An 18,893-nucleotide genomic window follows, 5' to 3' on the forward strand; every position below is an offset into this window, starting at 1 on the left:
TTAACCTCGCTTAATTGCTTCCTCAGCCGCCCTTTGTTCTGCTTCCTTTTTACTCTTTCCACTACCTCGACCGATGACTTTATCTCCTATTAGAACTTCTACATCAAAACTCTTATTATGATCTGGTCCATGCTCTTTGACAACATTATAACTGATTTTTTGTGAGGTTTTACTTTGTAATAGCTCTTGTAAATGTGTTTTATAATCCCTAAACAATGTACCTTTGGTAGCAAGGTCTATACTTTCTAGAAAGTGACTTAAAATAAAAGCTTTAGCTTTTTCAATGCCGCCATCTATATAAATAGCACCAATAACAGCCTCAAAGGCATCTGCTAAAATAGACTCTCTATGTCTACCTCCTGTAAACTCTTCACCCCTACCAAGGAATAGGTACTGCCCTATATCTATTTGTCTACCCTGTGCTGCTAAAGAAGCTTCACAAACAACATTCGCTCTTACCTTCGTTAGTTCTCCTTCTGGTAAGTGCTTGTACTTTAAAAAAATATATTCACTTATTACTAAACTTAAAACAGAATCACCTAAAAACTCTAGTCGTTCATTGTATTTTATTTTTTTGTTTTTTGACTCGTTGGCATAAGAACTATGGGTTAAAGCCTCTTTCAATGTATCTATATTTTTAAATTTATAGTTTAATGTGTCTTGTAATTTTGAAATATACTGTTCCGTATGACTATTTATGTGTGGCATCCTTTTCCCTCCAATAGTTGCTTAGTATATTTTTGTTCTATAGATAAACAACATCAGGACTTAATTTTGATATGCTAAGGGCTACATTTGCAGCCCACGGTTTTAAGGCGAAACCGTAGACCGTGTATATCAAAATTAAAGTTTAAACTTGCTTATCTATATCTGTAGTTTAAAATATAATGGCTTCTTATATGCAAATAACCAAAATATCTTTATCCAAACGAAAATCTTATTCACTTTACTGCACTGAAGCAAATCATAACCCCATTCATTAAATTCAATAACATTTTACTATCAAAATCTTTAAAATGCAAAAAATAATTATAGAAATCCTAGGACTTCTATAATTATTTTTTAATGCTTAAGGATGATACTTTTTAAAAGCAATGGTTGCATTATGTCCACCGAAGCCAAAGGAGTTAGATAATGCATAATTAACTTCTTTTTCCCTAGCTACATTAGGCACGTAATCCAAATCACAATCTTCATCAGGGGTTTCATAGTTTATTGTAGGAGGTACAATGCTATGATAAATTGCAAGTACACATGCCATACCTTCTACACCACCAGCTCCTCCCAACAAGTGTCCCGTCATGGATTTTGTTGAGCTAACACACATCTCTTTTGCGTGTTCTTTAAAGACTTTCTTAATTGCTATCGTTTCAAATTTGTCATTGTATGGGGTACTGGTTCCATGAGCGTTAATATAGTCTACCTCGTTATAAGGTATGTTACCATCTTTAAGAGCATTTTCCATAGCCCTAGCTGCACCTTTTCCCTCCGGATCTGGAGCTGTAATATGGTAAGCATCAGCACTCATGCCATAGCCTACAATTTCAGCATAAATTCTTGCACCTCTTTTTATAGCATGCTCTAAGTCTTCTAAGATCAACATACCAGAACCTTCTCCCATTACAAAGCCATCTCTGTTTAAATCAAAAGGTCTGCTGGCTTTTTTAGGATCTTCATTAAAGGTAGACATTGCTCTTAATGAGCAGAATCCTCCCATAGCAAGTGGTGTAATAGAGGCTTCTGTCCCACCGGTAATCATAATATCGGCATCTCCTCTTTCAATCACCCTAAAGGCTTCTCCAACAGCATTAGTAGAGGATGCACAGGCAGTAACCACCGTACTATTAGGGCCTCTTGCGTTAAAAAACATAGACACTTGTCCAGAACCAATATTGGTGATCATCATTGGTATGAAAAAAGGACTGATTCTTTTTACCCCTTTATCCAAAAACTTTAGATTCTGTTCTTCGAAGGTTTCTATTCCACCTATACCTGAACCTAAAATAACACCAAATCTTTCTGATTCAATTTCTTCTATATTCAACTGAGCATCTTGAACTGCCAATTGCGAGGCAGCAATAGCAAATTGAGTGAATCGATCCATTTTTCTTGCTTCTTTTTTATCTATATAATCTTCAGGTTGAAAATCCTTCACCTCTGCTGCAATTTTTGTAGGGTGGTCTGTAGTATCGAACTTTGTGATATAGTCTATTCCAGAAACCCCAGCAGTAAGTGCTTTCCAAAACTCCTCCTTACCCTTACCTATAGGAGTGATACACCCTAACCCTGTTACGACAACTCTTCTTTTCATATGGTCCTCCTTTTCCTACCTAACCTAAAACCTACAGATATGTAGTGGTATAACTACACTTTTAAATACTAATAAATTACCTGTGTATATCTGTACTTTTATAGGGAATCCCAGTTTTTTTATAAATTTTTCTCTACATAAGCTACAATGTCACCAATATTCTTAAAACCTTCAGCTTCATCATCTGCTATTTCAACACCAAATTCGTCTTCGATTGCCATAATAATTTCCACAGCATCTAAGGAATCTGCTTCTAAATCCGCCATTAATGAAGTTTCTTTCGTAATTGCCTGACTATCCTCAACACCTAATTGTTCTCTAATAATATTTACTACCTTTTCAAATACCATCATAAATTCCTCCTTGAATAATGTTTTTAATTTTTTACCACCTTAGATTGCCATACCGCCATCTACGTTAATTACTTGACCAGTAATGTAGTTTGATAAATCACTACTTAAAAATGCCACAAGAGCTGCTATGTCTTCTGGTTTCCCATATCTTTTTAATGGAATACCTTCAATTAAAGCACTTTTTACATCTTCAGTCAATACAGCTGTCATGTCTGTATCAATGAACCCTGGTGCAATGGCATTAACATGGATATTTTTGCTGGCAACTTCCCTAGCAATAGACTTAGTGAAACCTATAACACCAGCCTTTGAAGCTGCATAATTAGCCTGACCAGCGTTTCCTACCACTCCCACTACAGAGGATATATTGATAATCTTACCCTGTTTTTGTTTCATCATTTTTCTTATAATAGCCTTTGTACATAGGAAAACGCCTTTTAAATTTACATCCATCACCTGCTGCCATTCTTCTTCCTTCATACGTAGAAGTAAATTATCTTTTGTGATTCCAGCGTTATTTACCAAAATATCTATCGTATCAAAGTTTTCTTCTGCCAGATCTACCATTTTTTTTATATCATCACTATTGGTTACATTACACTGAATTGCCAAACCCTTCACACCATAAGCTTCTATTTCCTTTACTACCTCATCGGCAGCCTCTTTATTGCTGGTATAGTTAATCATAACATTGGCGCCATGTTCTGCTAGTCCTAGAGCAATGGCTTTGCCAATCCCCCTAGAACCTCCTGTAACAATAGCGTTCTTACCTTTAAGGTTCAATTTGACCCCTCCTTAGTAATTTGGAATTAGCTCTTTTAAGCTCTTCATATCTTCTATACTATAAAGATTTACCTTTGCATCAAAGTTTTTCGCTATTCTTTTTATAAAAGCTGCCAGGGTTTTGCCCGGCCCAATTTCAATAAAGGTATCTATTTCATTTTTTATCATTAGCTCAATGGAATCTTGCCATAATACAGAGCTGCTTACTTGTTCCACTAGCGATGGTATAACTTGTGTTTTACAGTTCAATATTTTTGCCTCTGCATTGGTTACAACAGGAATTTTAGGAGAATCAATTTTTAAGCCTTGTAAATCTGCCTTTAATCTTTCACCAGCTGGCTTCAACAAACTACAATGAAAAGGAGCACTTACTGGAAGCACAACTGCCTTTTTAGCACCTAGTTCTACTGCCTTTTTTACTGCCATCTTCACCGCCTCTACCTCACCAGAAATTACAATTTGACCTGGACTATTATAGTTAGCAGCTTCTACAATGCCATACTGTTTACAGCTATTGATACACTCTTCTAGCGCTTGTTTTTCTAGCCCTAAAATAGCAGCCATAATACCGATTCCCGCAGGAACCGCTTCCTGCATATATTTACCTCGATTTTTCACCAATTTTACTGCATCACCAAACTGAAAGACATTTGATTTCACCAAGGAACCATATTCACCCAAACTCAATCCCGCTGTCATTTCACATTCAACACCAAATTCTTCTAACACCTTCAGTATAGCTATGCTGGTTGTCAGTATAGCAGGTTGTGTATTTTCTGTCTTCACTAAGTCTTCGTCTGGACCATCAAAACAGAGCTTTTTCATATCTAATCCTAAGGCATCACTAGCTTCTTCATAAGCAAGTCCCGCGGCCTTAAAGTTATCTGCAATGTCTTTTCCCATGCCTACATACTGTGCACCCTGACCTGGGAATACAAAGGCAGTTTTTCCCATATTATAAACCCTCCTTGCTTAAACCCTTTAATCTTTCTAATTGTACCTTTGCATCACGAATTACCTCATCTATAATTTCTCCACAAGGTTTAATATCTTTTACCATAGCAGCGATCTGTCCTGCCATCACAGAACCATTTTCAACATCTCCCTCTACTACTGCCAACCTTAGTTTGCCTATACCTATTTTCTCTAACTCTTCTAGAGAAATATTTTCTTTTTCTAACTTTGCAATTTCTTTGGCAAACTTATTTTTTAAAACTCTTACAGGGTGTCCGCTAGTTCTAGCAGTTACAATTGCATCTCTATCTTTGGCCTTCATCACCATTTCCTTGTATTTGTCGTGTGCAGTACACTCATTAGAACAAATAAATCTTGTACCCATTTGCACCCCCTGTGCTCCTAAGGCTAAAGCCGCTACTAAACCCCTGCCATCTGCAATGCCTCCAGCAGCGATTACTGGGATGTTTAACTCATCCACCACCTGAGGTACTAGAGCGAAGGTAGTCAACTCTCCAATATGACCTCCTGCTTCAGTGCCCTCAACAATGACAGCGTCTACCCCTAAACTCTCCATTCTCTTTGCAAGAGCTATAGAAGGAACCACAGGAACAATTTTTGTTCCTATCTCCTTTAATTTCTTAATGTACTTGCCAGGATTCCCTGCCCCTGTGGTAACAACAGGAACTTTATGTTTATAGATAATTTCCATTACGTCTTCAACAAAAGGAGATAGCAGCATTACATTTACACCAAAAGGTCTAGTTGTCAAGTTTTTTGCCTTTTGGATTTCTTGTTCTACAATCTCACTAGGAGCATTGCCTGCTGCAATAATTCCTAATCCACCAGCGTTAGATACAGCTGCCGCTAGCTCTGCTGTAGCAACCCATGCCATTCCCCCTTGAAGGATTGGATATTTAATATTTAAAACCTCACACAAATCTGTACGTAACATCTATATCATCCTCTCCTAATCATTCCTTGCACCACTTTAATACGGTAGACCCCCATGTCAGTCCTCCACCAAAAGCCACCATAACAACATTATCTCCCTTTTTTATAAGGCCTTTTTTCACAGCTTCGTCCAAAGCTACCGGCACAGAGGCAGCAGACATGTTGCCATATTGATCTAAGTTAACATAAACTTTTTCCATAGGGAGCTTAAGTCTTTTTGCTGCAGCTTCTATAATTCTAATATTTGCTTGGTGAGGTATTAAAAAGTCGATTTCTTCTAAACTTAGATTGCTTTTTTCAAGAGCCTTAAGAGCTGCACTTGCCATCACCCTGACAGCAAATTTAAACACTTCGCTGCCATCCATTTTTATACAGTGTAGCCTACTTTCTATGGTTTCATAAGTTGCCGGCAGTCTAGAACCACCTGCTGGTATGGTTAGACAATCTCCACCTTCTCCATTTGCTCCTAAATAAGAGGCTAATATTCCCATCCCCTCTTCAGTTCTTTCTAGCATTACTGCTCCTGCTCCATCACCAAATAATATACATGTATTACGATCCTGCCAATCAACAACCTTTGACATAGCTTCAGCGCCGATAATTAATGCATTTTTATAAAAACCTGTCTTTATAAACTGCTCTCCCATTGTAAGAGCATAGACAAATCCTGTACAAGCCGCTGAAATATCAAAAGCAGCTGCATTTATGGCAGCAATATTTCTTTGAACGATACAGGCCGTAGAAGGAAAAGCCATATCTGCTGTGGCAGTTGCTACAATAATCAAGTCTATTTTTTCAGCATCTATCCCAGCATCCTTTATGGCTTTTTCTGCAGCTTTTGTAGCCACATCAGAGGTAGCTGTGCTTTCATCAACAACTCTTCTTTGTTTAATGCCTGTTCGTGCCACAATCCACTCATCAGAGGTTTCTACCATCTTCTCTATGTCACTGTTGGTCACTATTTTCTCCGGTAGATAACTTCCTATGCCGGTTATCCCCACAGCAAATTTTTTAGTCAAATTGATCCTCTCCTAGCCCGCTAATTTCCTTAGCAATTTCTTCTACTACGTTATTTTCTACAAAAGTTTTGGCCTGTCTGATGGCGTTTTTAATAGCTTTAGCATTAGAGCTTCCATGAGCCTTAATTAAATTCCCCTCTACACCTAAAAAAGGGGCTCCGCCATATTCGGTATAGTCAAATCTTTTTTTAAAATCTCTAAGTCCTGATTTTAAAAACCCAGCAGCTAGTTTACGTAATGTGTTTTTGGTAAACTCTTTTTTTAAAAGTCCAAATATTGTTCCTGCTATGCCTTCTGTCAACTTCAATATAATGTTGCCAGTAAATCCATCACAGATAATAACATCTGCATAACCGGAAGGAATATCTCTGGCCTCTACATTACCTCCAAAATTGAAATTTGCTTTTTGGCAAAGCTTATAGGCTTCTTTTGTAGCATCATTTCCCTTAGTTTCTTCGATACCGATATTTACAGTGCATACCTTGGGGTTTTGTATGTTTAACACCTTTGAAGCATAAACTTCTCCCATAACACCAAATTCTAAAAAGTTTCTTGGTTTACAATCAGTGTTGGCACCACTATCTATTAGTATAGAAGCTCCCTTTACTGTAGGATAAGTAGTAGCTAATGCAGGACGGTCAATACCTTTGATTCTGCCCAATATAAATAATCCACCTGCTAATAATGCCCCCCGTATTTCCTGCAGAAATGATAGCATCAGCTTTTTTCTCCTTCACTAGGTTTAGCCCTACCACCATAGAGGAATCTTTTTTCTTTCTTATAGAGGCAACAGGTTTATCTTCATTAGTAATTTCTTCACTGCAGTGAAGAATCTCTATCTGATTTTTGGGATATTGATACTTTTTTAATTCCTTTTCAATTTGATCTTTATCCCCAGTTAAGATAATGTCTATAGGATGCTCTTTTACAGCTTCAATAGCTCCTAACACTGTAACAGCAGGACCATGATCTCCCCCCATCGCATCTACAACTAATTTCATTCTACCCCTCCCTCTTCAATAACTACTAAAATGAATTTCCCTCTAAACACCTGTACTTGATCTACTTTGATTCGCACATGTACAAAATGATTATTTCCTCTAACTCTTACAACTTCTGCCTTAGCTACTAATTTATCTCCAGCCTTTACAGGGTTTAAGTACTTAATATTTGACACACCAGTCAGTGCAAGTTCTGCATCAATTACTGCCATGGCTAAAGACTCAGCTTGAGAAAAAATATGATGTCCTCTTACAAGATTCGTTTTACTGAAGGCCATCTCCTGCGTAGTTTGCAACACAGATATGCCACTCTCTCCTAAGTTTAAATCAATTAATTCTCCTACGATTTCAGCTCCAACAATACTTCGCACTTTTTTATAGTTTTTTTCTGCTACATTCTTTATTCTTTCTCTAAGCTCTGGTATGCCTAGTTCTAATCGATCTAATCTTATGGTCTGTATACTAACACTAAATTTAGTGGATAAATCTTCATCGGTTAAAAAGGGATGCTCCTTAATCAGTTCTAGCAACTTCTTTTGTCGAGCAGATTTAGTAAGCTTACCTGTCCCTCTCATTCTCATCACCTCATTAATTAGTACCAAAATTTAGTACCTGATACTAATAATTAGTATATATTATTCCCTATGAAAAATCAAGAACTTTATCTTTATTATTTAAAAAATTGGATTATTTATAATGCTTATTTTAAAAATTTAAAGTTTTTTCAAAAAAAATTTATAGGATTTATCTCTGCCACCCTATTGCTTTTAATCTACAAAAAAATAGTAATGATTTTTCATTACTATTTTTTATGGTTACTATTCATTTACTGTAATTACCTCTTTGTTTTTGTAGTATCCACATTCAGGACATACACGATGTGATAATTTAGGTTCGTGGCACTGTGGGCACTTTACATACCCTGGTGCAACATATTTAGAATTTGCTGCTCTTCTCATATTTCTTTTTGATTTACCTGTTTTACGCTTTGGTACCGCCATGTTTAACACCTCCTTAATCTTGTTGTAACAGTTCTTTCAATTTAGCAAGTCGAGGATCTATATCATCTTCATTCTCTTGATTGCATTGACATTGTTCTATGTTCAAATCTTCACCACATGTTTTACACAATCCCTTACAGTTTTCACTACATACTACCTTCATAGGAAGATTCATGATGATTTGTTCTTTTATGACTTCATTGAAATCAATCACATTATCATTATAAACAATTGTATCGTCTAAGTCTTCCTCTTCCTTAAACTTTTCTTGCCCAACTAACTCAACATCAATATTGGTTTTTAGTAGATAAGTAAAAGGTTTTAAGCATCTTCCACAGTGAACCTGAAGTTCTGTTTCAAGATTACAGGATAAAAAAATCTTTTTTCCAACACTGTATACTTTTCCTAAAACATGAATAGGAGAAATCACCTTAAGAACATCACCATAATAGTTTATATTGTCAAGGTCAACAGTAAAATCTAAATGTACTTCCTCATGTTCCCCTCTTTTTATGGTGTTTAAATCAAATTTCAACATTCTCACCTCTATTAAGTATACAAAAGTTTTCCTTTGAAGATTTCAGAAAATTTCATTGGAAATACCTTTTACAAATATATCAACAAAAATGATTATACAAATCAATTGAATGTTTGTCAAGCATTTTATCTTGATACGTTGAAGAAGTCTAAAATATTTACCTGCCACTTTAATACATTGGAGGCGAATAACTATTTTCTTCATGATGAAAAGGTAGAGAGCTTTCTTCCCTACCTTTTTACCTCTACTGTCCTACAGGGTTCTTTTATCCTACAAGGTTCTTTGTATCTCTTGCGATCACTAATTCCTCGTTCGTTGGAATTAATAGTACCTTTACTGCAGCATCGCCAGTTGAAACAACAGTTTCTTTTCCACGTACATTGTTTTTCTCATCATCGATCTTGATACCTAAAAATTCAAGACCTTTGCAAATTTCTTTTCTAGCTATAAAAGAGTTTTCTCCTAAGCCAGCAGTAAACACTACTGCATCTACGCCACCCATCTCAGCAGCATAAGCTCCTATATACTTTTTCACTCTTTGATAATATAAATCTAGCGCCAATTGTGCTCTCTCGTTTCCTTTTTCTGCAGCTTCTTCAATATCTCTAAAGTCACTGCTGATTCCTGATACACCTAGTACACCAGATTTTTTGTTCATAGCATTGGTTGCCTCTGCTATGGTTAAGTTTTCTTTATTCATCCAGTAATCAATAATAGCAGGGTCTAAATCTCCGCATCTTGTTCCCATAGCTAATCCTTCTAATGGTGTAAAGCCCATACTGGTATCAACAGATTGTCCATGTTTTACCGCAGCAATACTAGCTCCATTTCCTAAATGGCATGTAACTACTTTTAAATCTTCCAGTGGTTTTCCTAACATTTCAGCAGCTCTATCTGAAACATACTTATGAGAAGTTCCGTGGAAACCATATCTTCTTACTTTATATTTTTCATATAGCTCATAAGGTAGAGCATACATGTAGGAAGTCGCTGGCATCGTTTGATGGAAAGCAGTATCAAATACCGCTACCATAGGTGCCTCAGGTAAGATTTCTTTACACGCATTAATTCCCATTAAGTTTGGAGGATTATGTAATGGTGCTAATTCTGCACACTCTTCTATGGCTTTCTGCACTTTTTCATCTATGATTACAGAGCTTGAGAACTTATCTCCTCCATGAACAACTCTGTGACCTACAGCAGTGATCTCTTCCATAGATGCAATTGCACCATATTCACTATTTGTTAGAGCATCTACAACAATTTTTATAGCTGCTTTATGATCATTTAAAGGTTCCTCAATGACAACTTTTTCTTTACCTGTTGTCTCATGTTTTACAAAAGAACCTTCTATTCCTATTCTTTCTGCTATTCCTTTTGCCAGTAACTCTTCATTTTCCATATTAATAAGCTGATACTTAAGTGACGAACTACCACAATTCATAACTAATACTTTCATTTAACTTAATACCTCCTTATCTAATTAGGTAATACTAGGTAAAACATAGTTTGATAAATCATTATCAAAAAATCTCTTAACATTACAATCATAATAAATTTTTAATGCTTTTTCAAGTTTTTCCATGATTTTTTATTAAAATTTATGAATTTCGGTCTATTTTTTCTTCAAATATCTGCTGTCTGTTGATTACATTTACTAAAATAACCTAATTTATTAGAAACTATACATACATAGACATTCATGTTATATTTTATTAAGTACATAGTTTCTTATCATTTATAGAAAAACTATATATAGCAACCTTAACAATTTCAATAAAATAATGGAGGTTTTTATGAAGGTATTAGGTTTAATTACTGAATACAATCCTTTTCACAATGGACATCTACATCATTTAAATGAGTCTAAGGTTCTTACTGGCTGTACCCATACTGTAGCCGTAATGAGCGGAAACTTTCTCCAAAGGGGTGAACCCGCCTTAATACATAAGTGGGAACGGGCTAAGATGGCAATACAGTCTGGCGTTGATTTAGTAGTTGAGCTTCCTACCCCCTATGCTTGTGCTACAGCGGAGTTATTTGCCTTTGGCTCAGTCAGTCTGCTACATTCTATGGGTGTAGTAAATTCCCTTTGCTTTGGAAGCGAATATGGAAAAATCCTCTTACTAGAAGTGATCGCTGAAGTATTGTTGTTATCTCCCACTGAATTCAAAATTCTTCTCAAAGGTTATTTAAAGGAGGGTCTTTCTTTTCCTTCAGCTAGGTCAAAGGCTTTAGTTGATTATCTAACTATCGATACTTGTTTCAAACTAAAAAGTTCAGACCTGCAAACCATAGAAACTATTATGAATAGTCCTAACAATATTTTAGCTATAGAATACATGAAGGTATTAAAGAAACTGAATAGTCCTATTTTACCCTATACAATTCCTAGAGTTCAGGCTGCCTATCATTCAACAGATCTTAATGGTAGGATAGCTAGTGCCACTGCTATTAGAGAGCACCTTCACAATAAAAAAGACCTAAAAGAACTAAAAAATGTTATGCCCCCCTCCTCCTTCAGGATTTTAAAAAAAGGCATCGAAGGTAAAATAGCACCTATCTTTAAAGAGGACTTTGAAAAGACGATTTTGACCCTTTTAAGACGAGAAAGCAAAGAAGGTCTTTCCCTTTACTTTGATATAACGGAGGGCTTAGAAAACAAAATTCTTCAGTGCAGTAACAGTTGTAACTCTTTAACAGAACTATATCATTGTGTGAAAAGCAAAAGATATACATTAACCCGTCTTCAAAGAATTTGTATGCATGTGTTGCTAAATCTAAAAAAAACAGATATCATAGACTTTACCCTCCATGGAGGGCCTCAGTATCTTCGTATCCTTGCTTTAAACAATAAAGGTAGGGAGATTTTAAAAAAATGTAAAAGCAAATCTACTATACCTATTATTAATAAGATTAATCAATATCATCCTCAAAATGAGCTGGCAAAAAAAATGTTAGCAACAGATATAAGAGCCACCAATCTATATGCTCTAGCAATGAATCCTGATGATTACGCTGCTGGACCTTTGGACTTTTATATAAGTCCTTATTACGAGGAAATATAATTAATAATTTGAGTTGTGCAATTATCTAGTCTGTTAAAGTTCATGGAGCTATCATAATAAAAGAATATATACTTTTAATAACAAATATATATTTATTATTAAGGTTTTATCTCCAGCTTATCAAAAGATGCTACCTTTAAAATCATAGGTAGTTTTTTTTAACTATTTACTTTAACAGGGGGAATACTATGTTTGGTGTTTTTATGATACTACTAGTACTAGCAGTAGGTATATTTTTCATCCGCTATAAAGCCCAAAGAAAAAGACTACAAAAGCTTTTAGTGGATTACCTAATTATATTGGTGGTTGCAGTTTTAGTGGTTTGTATTATTATTTTTCCAAATCAGTCTGTAAAGGCTGCTTACGAGGGTCTTAAGGTGTGGTTTGCGGTTGTTTTACCTGCTTTACTTCCCTTTTTTATAGGATCAGAATTGCTGGTGGGCTTGGGGGTTGTTAAGTTTATTGGTACGCTGTTGGAGCCTATTATGCGTCCTCTTTTTAATGTTCCGGGAGAAGGCTCTTTTGCCTTTGCTATGAGCGTCACTTCTGGTTATCCTGTTGGGGTGAAAATCACTACAAAACTACGTTCAGAAGGTCTACTGTCACAGATAGAAGCACAGCGCCTTGTTGCCTTTTGTAGTACTTCAGGACCGTTATTCTTAATTGGTGCTGTTTCTATCGGTATGTTTAAATCCTCTGAAGTAGGTATGCTTTTAGCTATTTGTCACTACGTAGCAGCTGTCATTGTCGGCCTTTTTTTTAGTTTTTATAAAAGAGGCTATCGTGAAAACTTCTCTCCTTCTTCGCCATCAACACATAGAAATTTAATTAAGAAGGCTTTTATGCAGTTAAATATTGCACGCAAAAAAAATCCTCCCTTCGGAATTTTACTAGGTAATGCCGTTAGAGAATCTATCAACACCATGTTGATGGTAGGAGGCTTCATTGTTTTATTTTCTGTAATTATTAATATCCTTGATATTATTGGTTTAATCGATATCGTGGCGAATTGTCTATACTTTTTACTTCAACCCCTCCATATAGATTTTTCTATTATTAGAGCTATCATTACAGGTTTCTTTGAAATAACAATAGGGTCTAAGATGGTGGCAGACACTTTAAACACAGCTCTCATCCATCGTATTGCTGCCACTGCTTTTATCATTGGTTGGAGTGGTTTTTCAATCCACGCTCAATCTATTAGTATTTTGAGTACTACTGATATCAATCTCTATCTTTACATATTTTCAAAACTGCTGCACGGCATTTTTTCTTATATTCTTGTTTATTTAGTTTATCCTATATTTACAACATTCTTTACTTTTACCATTCCTACTTCTTATTATAGTGAAGGGTTATCCTTATATGAAAAAATCATTAGCAATTTAAAGTTTTCAGTAGAAATTTTTATCTTACTCTTTATTGGCATCCTATTCATCTCTTTATTCATTGGTTTTGGGGGTTTAATTACCCATCATTTTAAAAATAAAGCTTAAAAGGGATGAAGTAGATTACTTCATCCCTTTTAACTCATCTCTATTAGTTTTTACAGTTTCCATTAGCCCATCTAAAACACCTTCAACATTAGATAGTATTTCATCGGCATAATCTCTAGCACCTAAACGCATTTCTTTCGCTCCCATTTGTGCTTCAGCAATAATTTCCTCTGCCTGACTACGAGCTATCTTTGTAATTTCATCCTGTTCCACCATAGCTATAACATGTTCATTAGCTTCTTCAATAATAGTATCTGCTTCCTGTTGAGCCTCCACCAGAATTCTCTGTCTTTCTTCTTTGATCCATTGAGCTTGCTTCACTTCATCTGGCAGATGTATTCTTATTTCTTTAATCACTTCCAATACTTCATCTCTATCCACCAGCACTTTATGAGCAAAGGGTATTGACGATCCACTTTCTATAATTTCTTCTAATTCTTCCAACAATTTCAGTACATCCACAATCATTCCCCCCTGTTTTTTAAAAATACATTTTTAAATTTTTTGAAAGATTGCTTCCTTTGTCGATTCTGGAACCAAACCCTCTATACATCCTCCAAATTTAGCCACTTCCTTTACTAAACTAGAGCTAAGATAGGAATTTTTGCTGCTAGTCATTAAAAAAATTGTTTCTACATCTGGTGCTAGTTTCCTATTCATCAGTGCCATCTGAAATTCATATTCAAAATCAGATACGGCCCTTAAACCTTTAATAATGATATTAGCATTATTTTTTTTAGCATAATCTATCAATAGCCCAGAAAAACAATCTACTGTAACATTTTCGTAAGCGGCTGCAGCTTCCTTTATTAGAGCAACTCTTTCTTCTAGTGAAAACAATGGATTTTTACTAGGATTTTGAAGTACAGATACAACAACTTGATCACACAACTTGGACGCTCTTTCAATGATATCTAAATGTCCATTAGTAATTGGATCAAAACTTCCAGGATAAATACCTATTTTCATTAAACTTCCTCCTTTAGTTTATAAAAAGTAGCGCTTGTATTTCCGTAACTTTTGCTGCGAAATTGTAAAATAGAACCTATTTCTTCAGGCATATCCTCATCTTTATCATGTTCTACAATAATCATACCAGAAGGTTGCAATAGCTTGTTTTTAGCTATTTCTTCCAAGGCAGCAATTGCCAGTCCTTGTTTATAGGGCGGGTCCATAAAAATAATATTAGCTTGTACATTTCTACCGGCTAGTCTATTGATGGCAGAAATTACATCTGATTGTAATATTTCCGACTTAGTAATCAAATTTGTTTTTTGTAAATTTTTCTTGATAATATCTATACTTTCTTGGTTTTTATCTACAAAGTATACTTTTTCAGCTTTTCTTGATAAAGCTTCTATACCTAGGTTTCCCGTACCAGAAAACAAGTCAATAACGATGCTATCATATAAATAGTTCTGTACAATGTTAAAAATTGACTCCTTCACACGGTCTGAGGTAGGTCTAATCTGTAAATCCTTTGGCGTAAAAAGTCTAAGACCTCTAGCCTCTCCAGCAATAACTCTCATAAATTTCCTCCTTAGGCAGCTATATCTATATTTTAACATACCAACTATTGGTTAACAAAATATTTTTCTAATATATAGGAGATTCCCTTCCGTATTTCCTCCATATTTCACATTGTACAACTTTCTTATTACTTTTATACTAACAATAAAAGGAACAATCTCAGCTGTCCCTTTTATCAGTTAAGTACCTTGAAAACCATTAAATTTTTCCTCTAGCTTTTCTCTTAATAAAGGATATTGTTCCAACATCAAATACGGATCTTCTTGCAGCAATTCCTCTACTTGACCTTGTACTTTTTTCAAAACCTTTATATGTTTAAATAAATTCGCTATTTTTAAATCCGGTAATCCATGCTGTCTTACACCAAAAAATTCTCCAGGTCCTCTAATTTCTAGATCCCTCTCAGATATAATAAAACCATCTGTAGTCTCTTCCATGATCTTCATTCTTTCTTTTGCTATCTTACTTTTATTATTATGTATTAACAAACAGTAGGATTGGAAGTCTCCTCTTCCTACTCTACCTCTTAATTGATGTAGCTGAGCCAAACCAAAGCGTTCAGCATTTTCTATAATCATCATGGTAGCATTAGGCACATTTACCCCTACCTCTATGACGGTAGTGGATACCAATACATGTATTTTATTCTCCAAGAATAATTTCATTACGGTTTCTTTTTCTTTAGAATTCATTTTACCATGTAGTAGCCCCACCTCATAATCAACAAAATAAGTAGCAGCCAGTTCTTCTTTTATCTCTGTAGCAGCCTTAGCTTCTATTGCCTCTGACTCCTCCACCAAAGGACATACCACATAGGCTTGTCTACCTAAGGCTAGTTCTTTTTTAGCAGTAGCATAAGCTCTTTCCTTTTCTTCTATAATTAAGCTATGGGTTTTAATTTCTTTTCGCCCTGGAGGCAACACATCAATGATAGATATATCTAAATCTCCATATAAAATCAGTGCCAACGTTCTAGGAATAGGTGTGGCTGTCATAACTAAAATATGAGGATTGTCTCCCTTTTCCGCAAGTATCGCCCTTTGGGCAACTCCAAAGCGATGCTGTTCATCAGTAATGACTAGGGCTAGTCTGTGAAAATTTACAGTTTCTTGAATAAGTGCATGTGTACCTATAATAATATCAATTTGACCTTCTTGTATTTCTTTTAATAATTGCTGTTTTCTTCCTTTTGTTAAACTACCGGTTAGTAGACCAATCCTTATTCCCATAGGCTCTAAAAGTTGTTTTAGAGAAGTATAATGCTGTTCTGCTAATATTTCTGTAGGCACCATGAAGGCACCTTGACAACCATTCATGACAGCTTTATATAATGCAATAATAGCTACAATCGTTTTACCAGAACCTACATCTCCTTGGACCAATCGGTTCATAGGAACTTCCCTTTCTAAGTCCTTTAAAATCTCACCTATCACGTTTTGTTGTGCCGAAGTAAGACGAAAAGGAAGCCCTTGGATAAAAGAAGCGATGCCATCCTTCATCGTAAGAGGGATGCTTTTTTGTTGCTTTATTGTCTTCTTCTTTATTTTTATTAATGCTAATTGTAGTAATAATAGCTCTTCAAAAACTAATCTATACTTTGCAATCTTCATCTGCTGTAGTGAAGTAGGAAAGTGTATATTTTTTAAAGCAAATTGTAAGCTGCACAACTTATTTTTTTTAATCATATCCTCTGGAAGATAATCATCTAGGTTCTCTAATGCTTCAACGATGTTTCTTTGAATATGCATCATCTGTTTTTGATTAAGTCCTTCAGTAGATGGATAAATGGGTACAATACCCTCCTTTATAGGTGTTTCATTGGGTGTAATTACTTCATAAGTAGGATTTACCATCTCCAAACCTTTTGGACACCCTTTTACCTTACCATAAAGCATTAAATAATCCTTATGATTAAATTTATTTTTCATATAGGACTGATTAAAAAAAGTGATAGTCATAGAGCCTGTAGCATCTTTTAACAAATATCTATTGATATTTAATCCTTTTCTAACATAAGTAGATTGACACTTCCCCACCACAAAACCATACACCGTCGTTTGATCTCCTGGTTGCAATTCAACGATTTTTTTAGAAATGCTACGGTTCTCATAGTCCCGAGGAAAATGGTAGAGCATATCTTCGACACTATAGATTTTTAATTTTTTTAGTAAAGACAGCCTCTTAGGACCAACCCCTTTGATATACTGAATATCTTTTTTAAGCATTTCCATTCTCTTGTTCACTCCAAACCGACTTTCCTTATCATAAGTCCTTAACTTATTCTATAGAAAATATATAGTAATACAAAGGCTGCCCTCCGTAATATAATTCCACATCACAGTCGGGAAAAAGCTCTTCTACTCGGTTTTTTAAGAGACTAGCAGCTTCTTCCTCCGTGTCCTCACCATAAAAAATTGTAATAATTTCATCCTCTTCTGTCACAGTTTTATTTAAAAGTTCAATGGAAACATCTAATAACTCTCTACCTACTCCTTGAATCTCACCTTCTCCAATTCCTAGTATATCTCCTTCACGAATAGCAATATCATTATAACTAGTGTCTCTGACAGCATAGGTAACCTGTGCTGTTTTTACATTTTGAATAGCTTCTAGCATTTCAACTTCATTATCCTCTGGTGAGTTTTCTAAATTAAATGCCATTAACGCTGTAATTCCTTGGGGCACAGACTTTGTTGGGATTACCCTAATATCTTTATTTGAAATAGTTTTTGCTTGATTTGCCGCCATAATAATATTGCTGTTGTTAGGTAATATAAAGATGGTTGCAGCATCAATCGTATTAATAGCTTTTACAAAGTCCTGTGTACTGGGGTTCATCGTTTGCCCCCCTTCGATCACATAATCAACATCAAAATCCTTAAATATATTTGTTAAGCCCTGCCCCATCGTTACGGTAACAAAACCATACTGCTTGTTTTGTTTTTTAGATCTTATCTCTGCCACTTCCTCAAAGTTTTCATTTCTATGCTGTAGTCTCATGTTATCTATTTTTATATCTCTTAAATCCCCTAGTTTCAAACCATGTTCTAACACTTCTCCTGGATGATTTGTATGGATATGTACCTTTACAACATTTTCATTTCCCACCACCAACATAGAATCTCCATAATCCTTGATGGCATTTTTCAGTTCTTCTATATTAGCCTCTGCAACGGTAATAATAAATTCTGTACAGTAGCCAAATTCTATAGCGCCTTCTACATGATCTTCATGCTGAACCGTTTGTTGTATAATTTCTAAGTCTTCCGTTGTTGGAATATTTCCAGTGAGGGCACCTAATGCCCCTAGATAAATATAGATCAGTCCTTTTCCTCCTGAATCTACCACGCCTGCTTCTTTTAGTACCTTTAGCATATCAGGTGTTCTTTTCAAAATTTCTTCTGCCTCAACAATTATCTTTTCAATAAAAACAATGATATCTTTTTCTTTTTTAGCGATGATTACTGCCTTTTCAGCACTTTCCCTGGCTACAGTTAGTATAGTGCCTTCTACCGGCTTCATAACAGCTTTATAAGCAGTATCAGAAGCTGTCTTTAGAGCGATAGCCAAATCTTTTGTTGTAAGTTTTTCTTTCCCCTTTATGCCCTTTGCAAAACCCCTGAGTAATTGCGATAAAATAACCCCTGAATTCCCTCGGGCCCCCATAAGAGAGCCATTAGCTGCTAAGGAAGCTACTTCTTCCAAAGTATCTCCCTTATTACTTTTAATTTCTTTTACTGCCGACTGCATCGTTAAAGACATATTTGTTCCTGTATCTCCATCAGGAACTGGAAATACATTTAGTGCATTTACTACTTCTTTGTTAGCTTCTAAAGATTGTGCTCCAGCGATAAGCATCTGTTTTAGTAATTGCTGATCTATGTA

18 protein-coding genes and 1 pseudogene are annotated in these 18,893 nt (G+C 35.4%); 2 read left to right on the forward strand and 17 right to left on the reverse strand.

The window, feature by feature from the left end:
* From rnc to CACET_RS10125, 12 genes and pseudogenes are all read right to left on the reverse strand, one after another.
* Complete coding sequence (rnc, locus tag CACET_RS10070) at positions 1–708, reverse strand: ribonuclease III (protein WP_044825972.1); 708 nt, start codon at positions 706–708, stop codon at positions 1–3.
* Between the two features lie 361 nt (positions 709–1,069).
* Positions 1,070–2,311 (reverse strand): beta-ketoacyl-ACP synthase II, encoded by a 1,242-nt coding sequence (gene fabF, locus CACET_RS10075; RefSeq protein WP_044825973.1) that lies wholly within the window; start codon positions 2,309–2,311, stop codon positions 1,070–1,072.
* Between the two features lie 119 nt (positions 2,312–2,430).
* Positions 2,431–2,661 carry an acyl carrier protein gene (acpP, locus tag CACET_RS10080; protein ID WP_044825974.1) on the reverse strand — a complete coding sequence of 77 codons (231 nt, stop codon included), beginning with the start codon at positions 2,659–2,661 and terminating at the stop codon, positions 2,431–2,433.
* Positions 2,662–2,703: 42 nt separating this feature from the next.
* Positions 2,704–3,447: a 3-oxoacyl-[acyl-carrier-protein] reductase gene (gene fabG, locus CACET_RS10085; protein WP_044825975.1), complete on the reverse strand. Its 744-nt coding sequence runs from the start codon at positions 3,445–3,447 to the stop codon at positions 2,704–2,706.
* Between the two features lie 12 nt (positions 3,448–3,459).
* Positions 3,460–4,401 (reverse strand): ACP S-malonyltransferase, encoded by a 942-nt coding sequence (gene fabD / locus CACET_RS10090; protein ID WP_044825976.1) that lies wholly within the window; start codon positions 4,399–4,401, stop codon positions 3,460–3,462.
* 1 nt (position 4,402) lies between these two features.
* On the reverse strand, positions 4,403–5,356 hold the full coding sequence (gene fabK, locus CACET_RS10095) for an enoyl-[acyl-carrier-protein] reductase FabK (RefSeq protein ID WP_044825977.1): 954 nt from the start codon (positions 5,354–5,356) through the stop codon (positions 4,403–4,405).
* 19 nt (positions 5,357–5,375) lie between these two features.
* Positions 5,376–6,374, reverse strand: a complete 999-nt coding sequence (locus CACET_RS10100) for a beta-ketoacyl-ACP synthase III (protein ID WP_044825978.1) — start codon at positions 6,372–6,374, stop codon at positions 5,376–5,378.
* Positions 6,367–7,375: pseudogene (gene plsX / locus CACET_RS10105) on the reverse strand (phosphate acyltransferase PlsX). Before plsX ends, CACET_RS10100 begins: the two are co-directional and overlap by 8 nt.
* On the reverse strand, positions 7,372–7,950 hold the full coding sequence (fapR, locus tag CACET_RS10110) for a transcription factor FapR (RefSeq protein ID WP_044825980.1): 579 nt from the start codon (positions 7,948–7,950) through the stop codon (positions 7,372–7,374). Before fapR ends, plsX begins: the two are co-directional and overlap by 4 nt.
* Before the next feature lie 243 nt (positions 7,951–8,193).
* On the reverse strand, positions 8,194–8,376 hold the full coding sequence (gene rpmF, locus CACET_RS10115; protein ID WP_044825981.1) for a 50S ribosomal protein L32: 183 nt from the start codon (positions 8,374–8,376) through the stop codon (positions 8,194–8,196).
* 13 nt (positions 8,377–8,389) lie between these two features.
* On the reverse strand, positions 8,390–8,914 hold the full coding sequence (locus tag CACET_RS10120; RefSeq protein ID WP_044825982.1) for a YceD family protein: 525 nt from the start codon (positions 8,912–8,914) through the stop codon (positions 8,390–8,392).
* Positions 8,915–9,179: 265 nt separating this feature from the next.
* Positions 9,180–10,373, reverse strand: coding sequence for an acetate/propionate family kinase (locus CACET_RS10125; protein ID WP_044825983.1), 1,194 nt, complete (start codon positions 10,371–10,373; stop codon positions 9,180–9,182).
* Positions 10,374–10,710: 337 nt separating this feature from the next.
* On the opposite strand from CACET_RS10125, the gene CACET_RS10130 reads away from it, so the two are divergent.
* Together CACET_RS10130 and ylbJ are read left to right on the forward strand one after the other, a co-directional pair.
* A complete protein-coding gene (locus CACET_RS10130; RefSeq protein ID WP_044825984.1) occupies positions 10,711–11,982 on the forward strand; it encodes a nucleotidyltransferase in 1,272 nt (423 codons plus the stop codon).
* A 188-nt stretch (positions 11,983–12,170) separates the two neighbouring features.
* On the forward strand, positions 12,171–13,478 hold the full coding sequence (gene ylbJ / locus CACET_RS10135) for a sporulation integral membrane protein YlbJ (RefSeq protein WP_242846956.1): 1,308 nt from the start codon (positions 12,171–12,173) through the stop codon (positions 13,476–13,478).
* Between the two features lie 15 nt (positions 13,479–13,493).
* On the opposite strand, the gene CACET_RS10140 is transcribed toward ylbJ, so the two are convergent.
* The 5 genes from CACET_RS10140 to CACET_RS10160 form a co-directional block, all read right to left on the reverse strand.
* Positions 13,494–13,946: a hypothetical protein gene (locus tag CACET_RS10140; protein ID WP_044825985.1), complete on the reverse strand. Its 453-nt coding sequence runs from the start codon at positions 13,944–13,946 to the stop codon at positions 13,494–13,496.
* 27 nt (positions 13,947–13,973) lie between these two features.
* The gene (gene coaD / locus CACET_RS10145) at positions 13,974–14,447 is read right to left on the reverse strand and encodes a pantetheine-phosphate adenylyltransferase (RefSeq protein ID WP_044825986.1); all 474 of its coding nucleotides are present in this window, start codon (positions 14,445–14,447) and stop codon (positions 13,974–13,976) included.
* Positions 14,447–15,007: a 16S rRNA (guanine(966)-N(2))-methyltransferase RsmD gene (gene rsmD / locus CACET_RS10150; protein ID WP_044825987.1), complete on the reverse strand. Its 561-nt coding sequence runs from the start codon at positions 15,005–15,007 to the stop codon at positions 14,447–14,449. The genes coaD and rsmD overlap by 1 nt, the downstream gene beginning before the upstream one ends.
* Positions 15,008–15,187: 180 nt before the next feature.
* Complete coding sequence (gene recG, locus CACET_RS10155; protein WP_144414754.1) at positions 15,188–17,239, reverse strand: ATP-dependent DNA helicase RecG; 2,052 nt, start codon at positions 17,237–17,239, stop codon at positions 15,188–15,190.
* 46 nt (positions 17,240–17,285) lie between these two features.
* Positions 17,286–18,866: a DAK2 domain-containing protein gene (locus CACET_RS10160; protein ID WP_044826009.1), complete on the reverse strand. Its 1,581-nt coding sequence runs from the start codon at positions 18,864–18,866 to the stop codon at positions 17,286–17,288.
* Positions 18,867–18,893 lie beyond the last annotated feature (27 nt).

It is taken from the genome of Clostridium aceticum (assembly GCF_001042715.1).
In the GTDB taxonomy this organism is placed as follows: Bacteria; Bacillota; Clostridia; order Peptostreptococcales; family Natronincolaceae; genus Andreesenella; species Andreesenella acetica.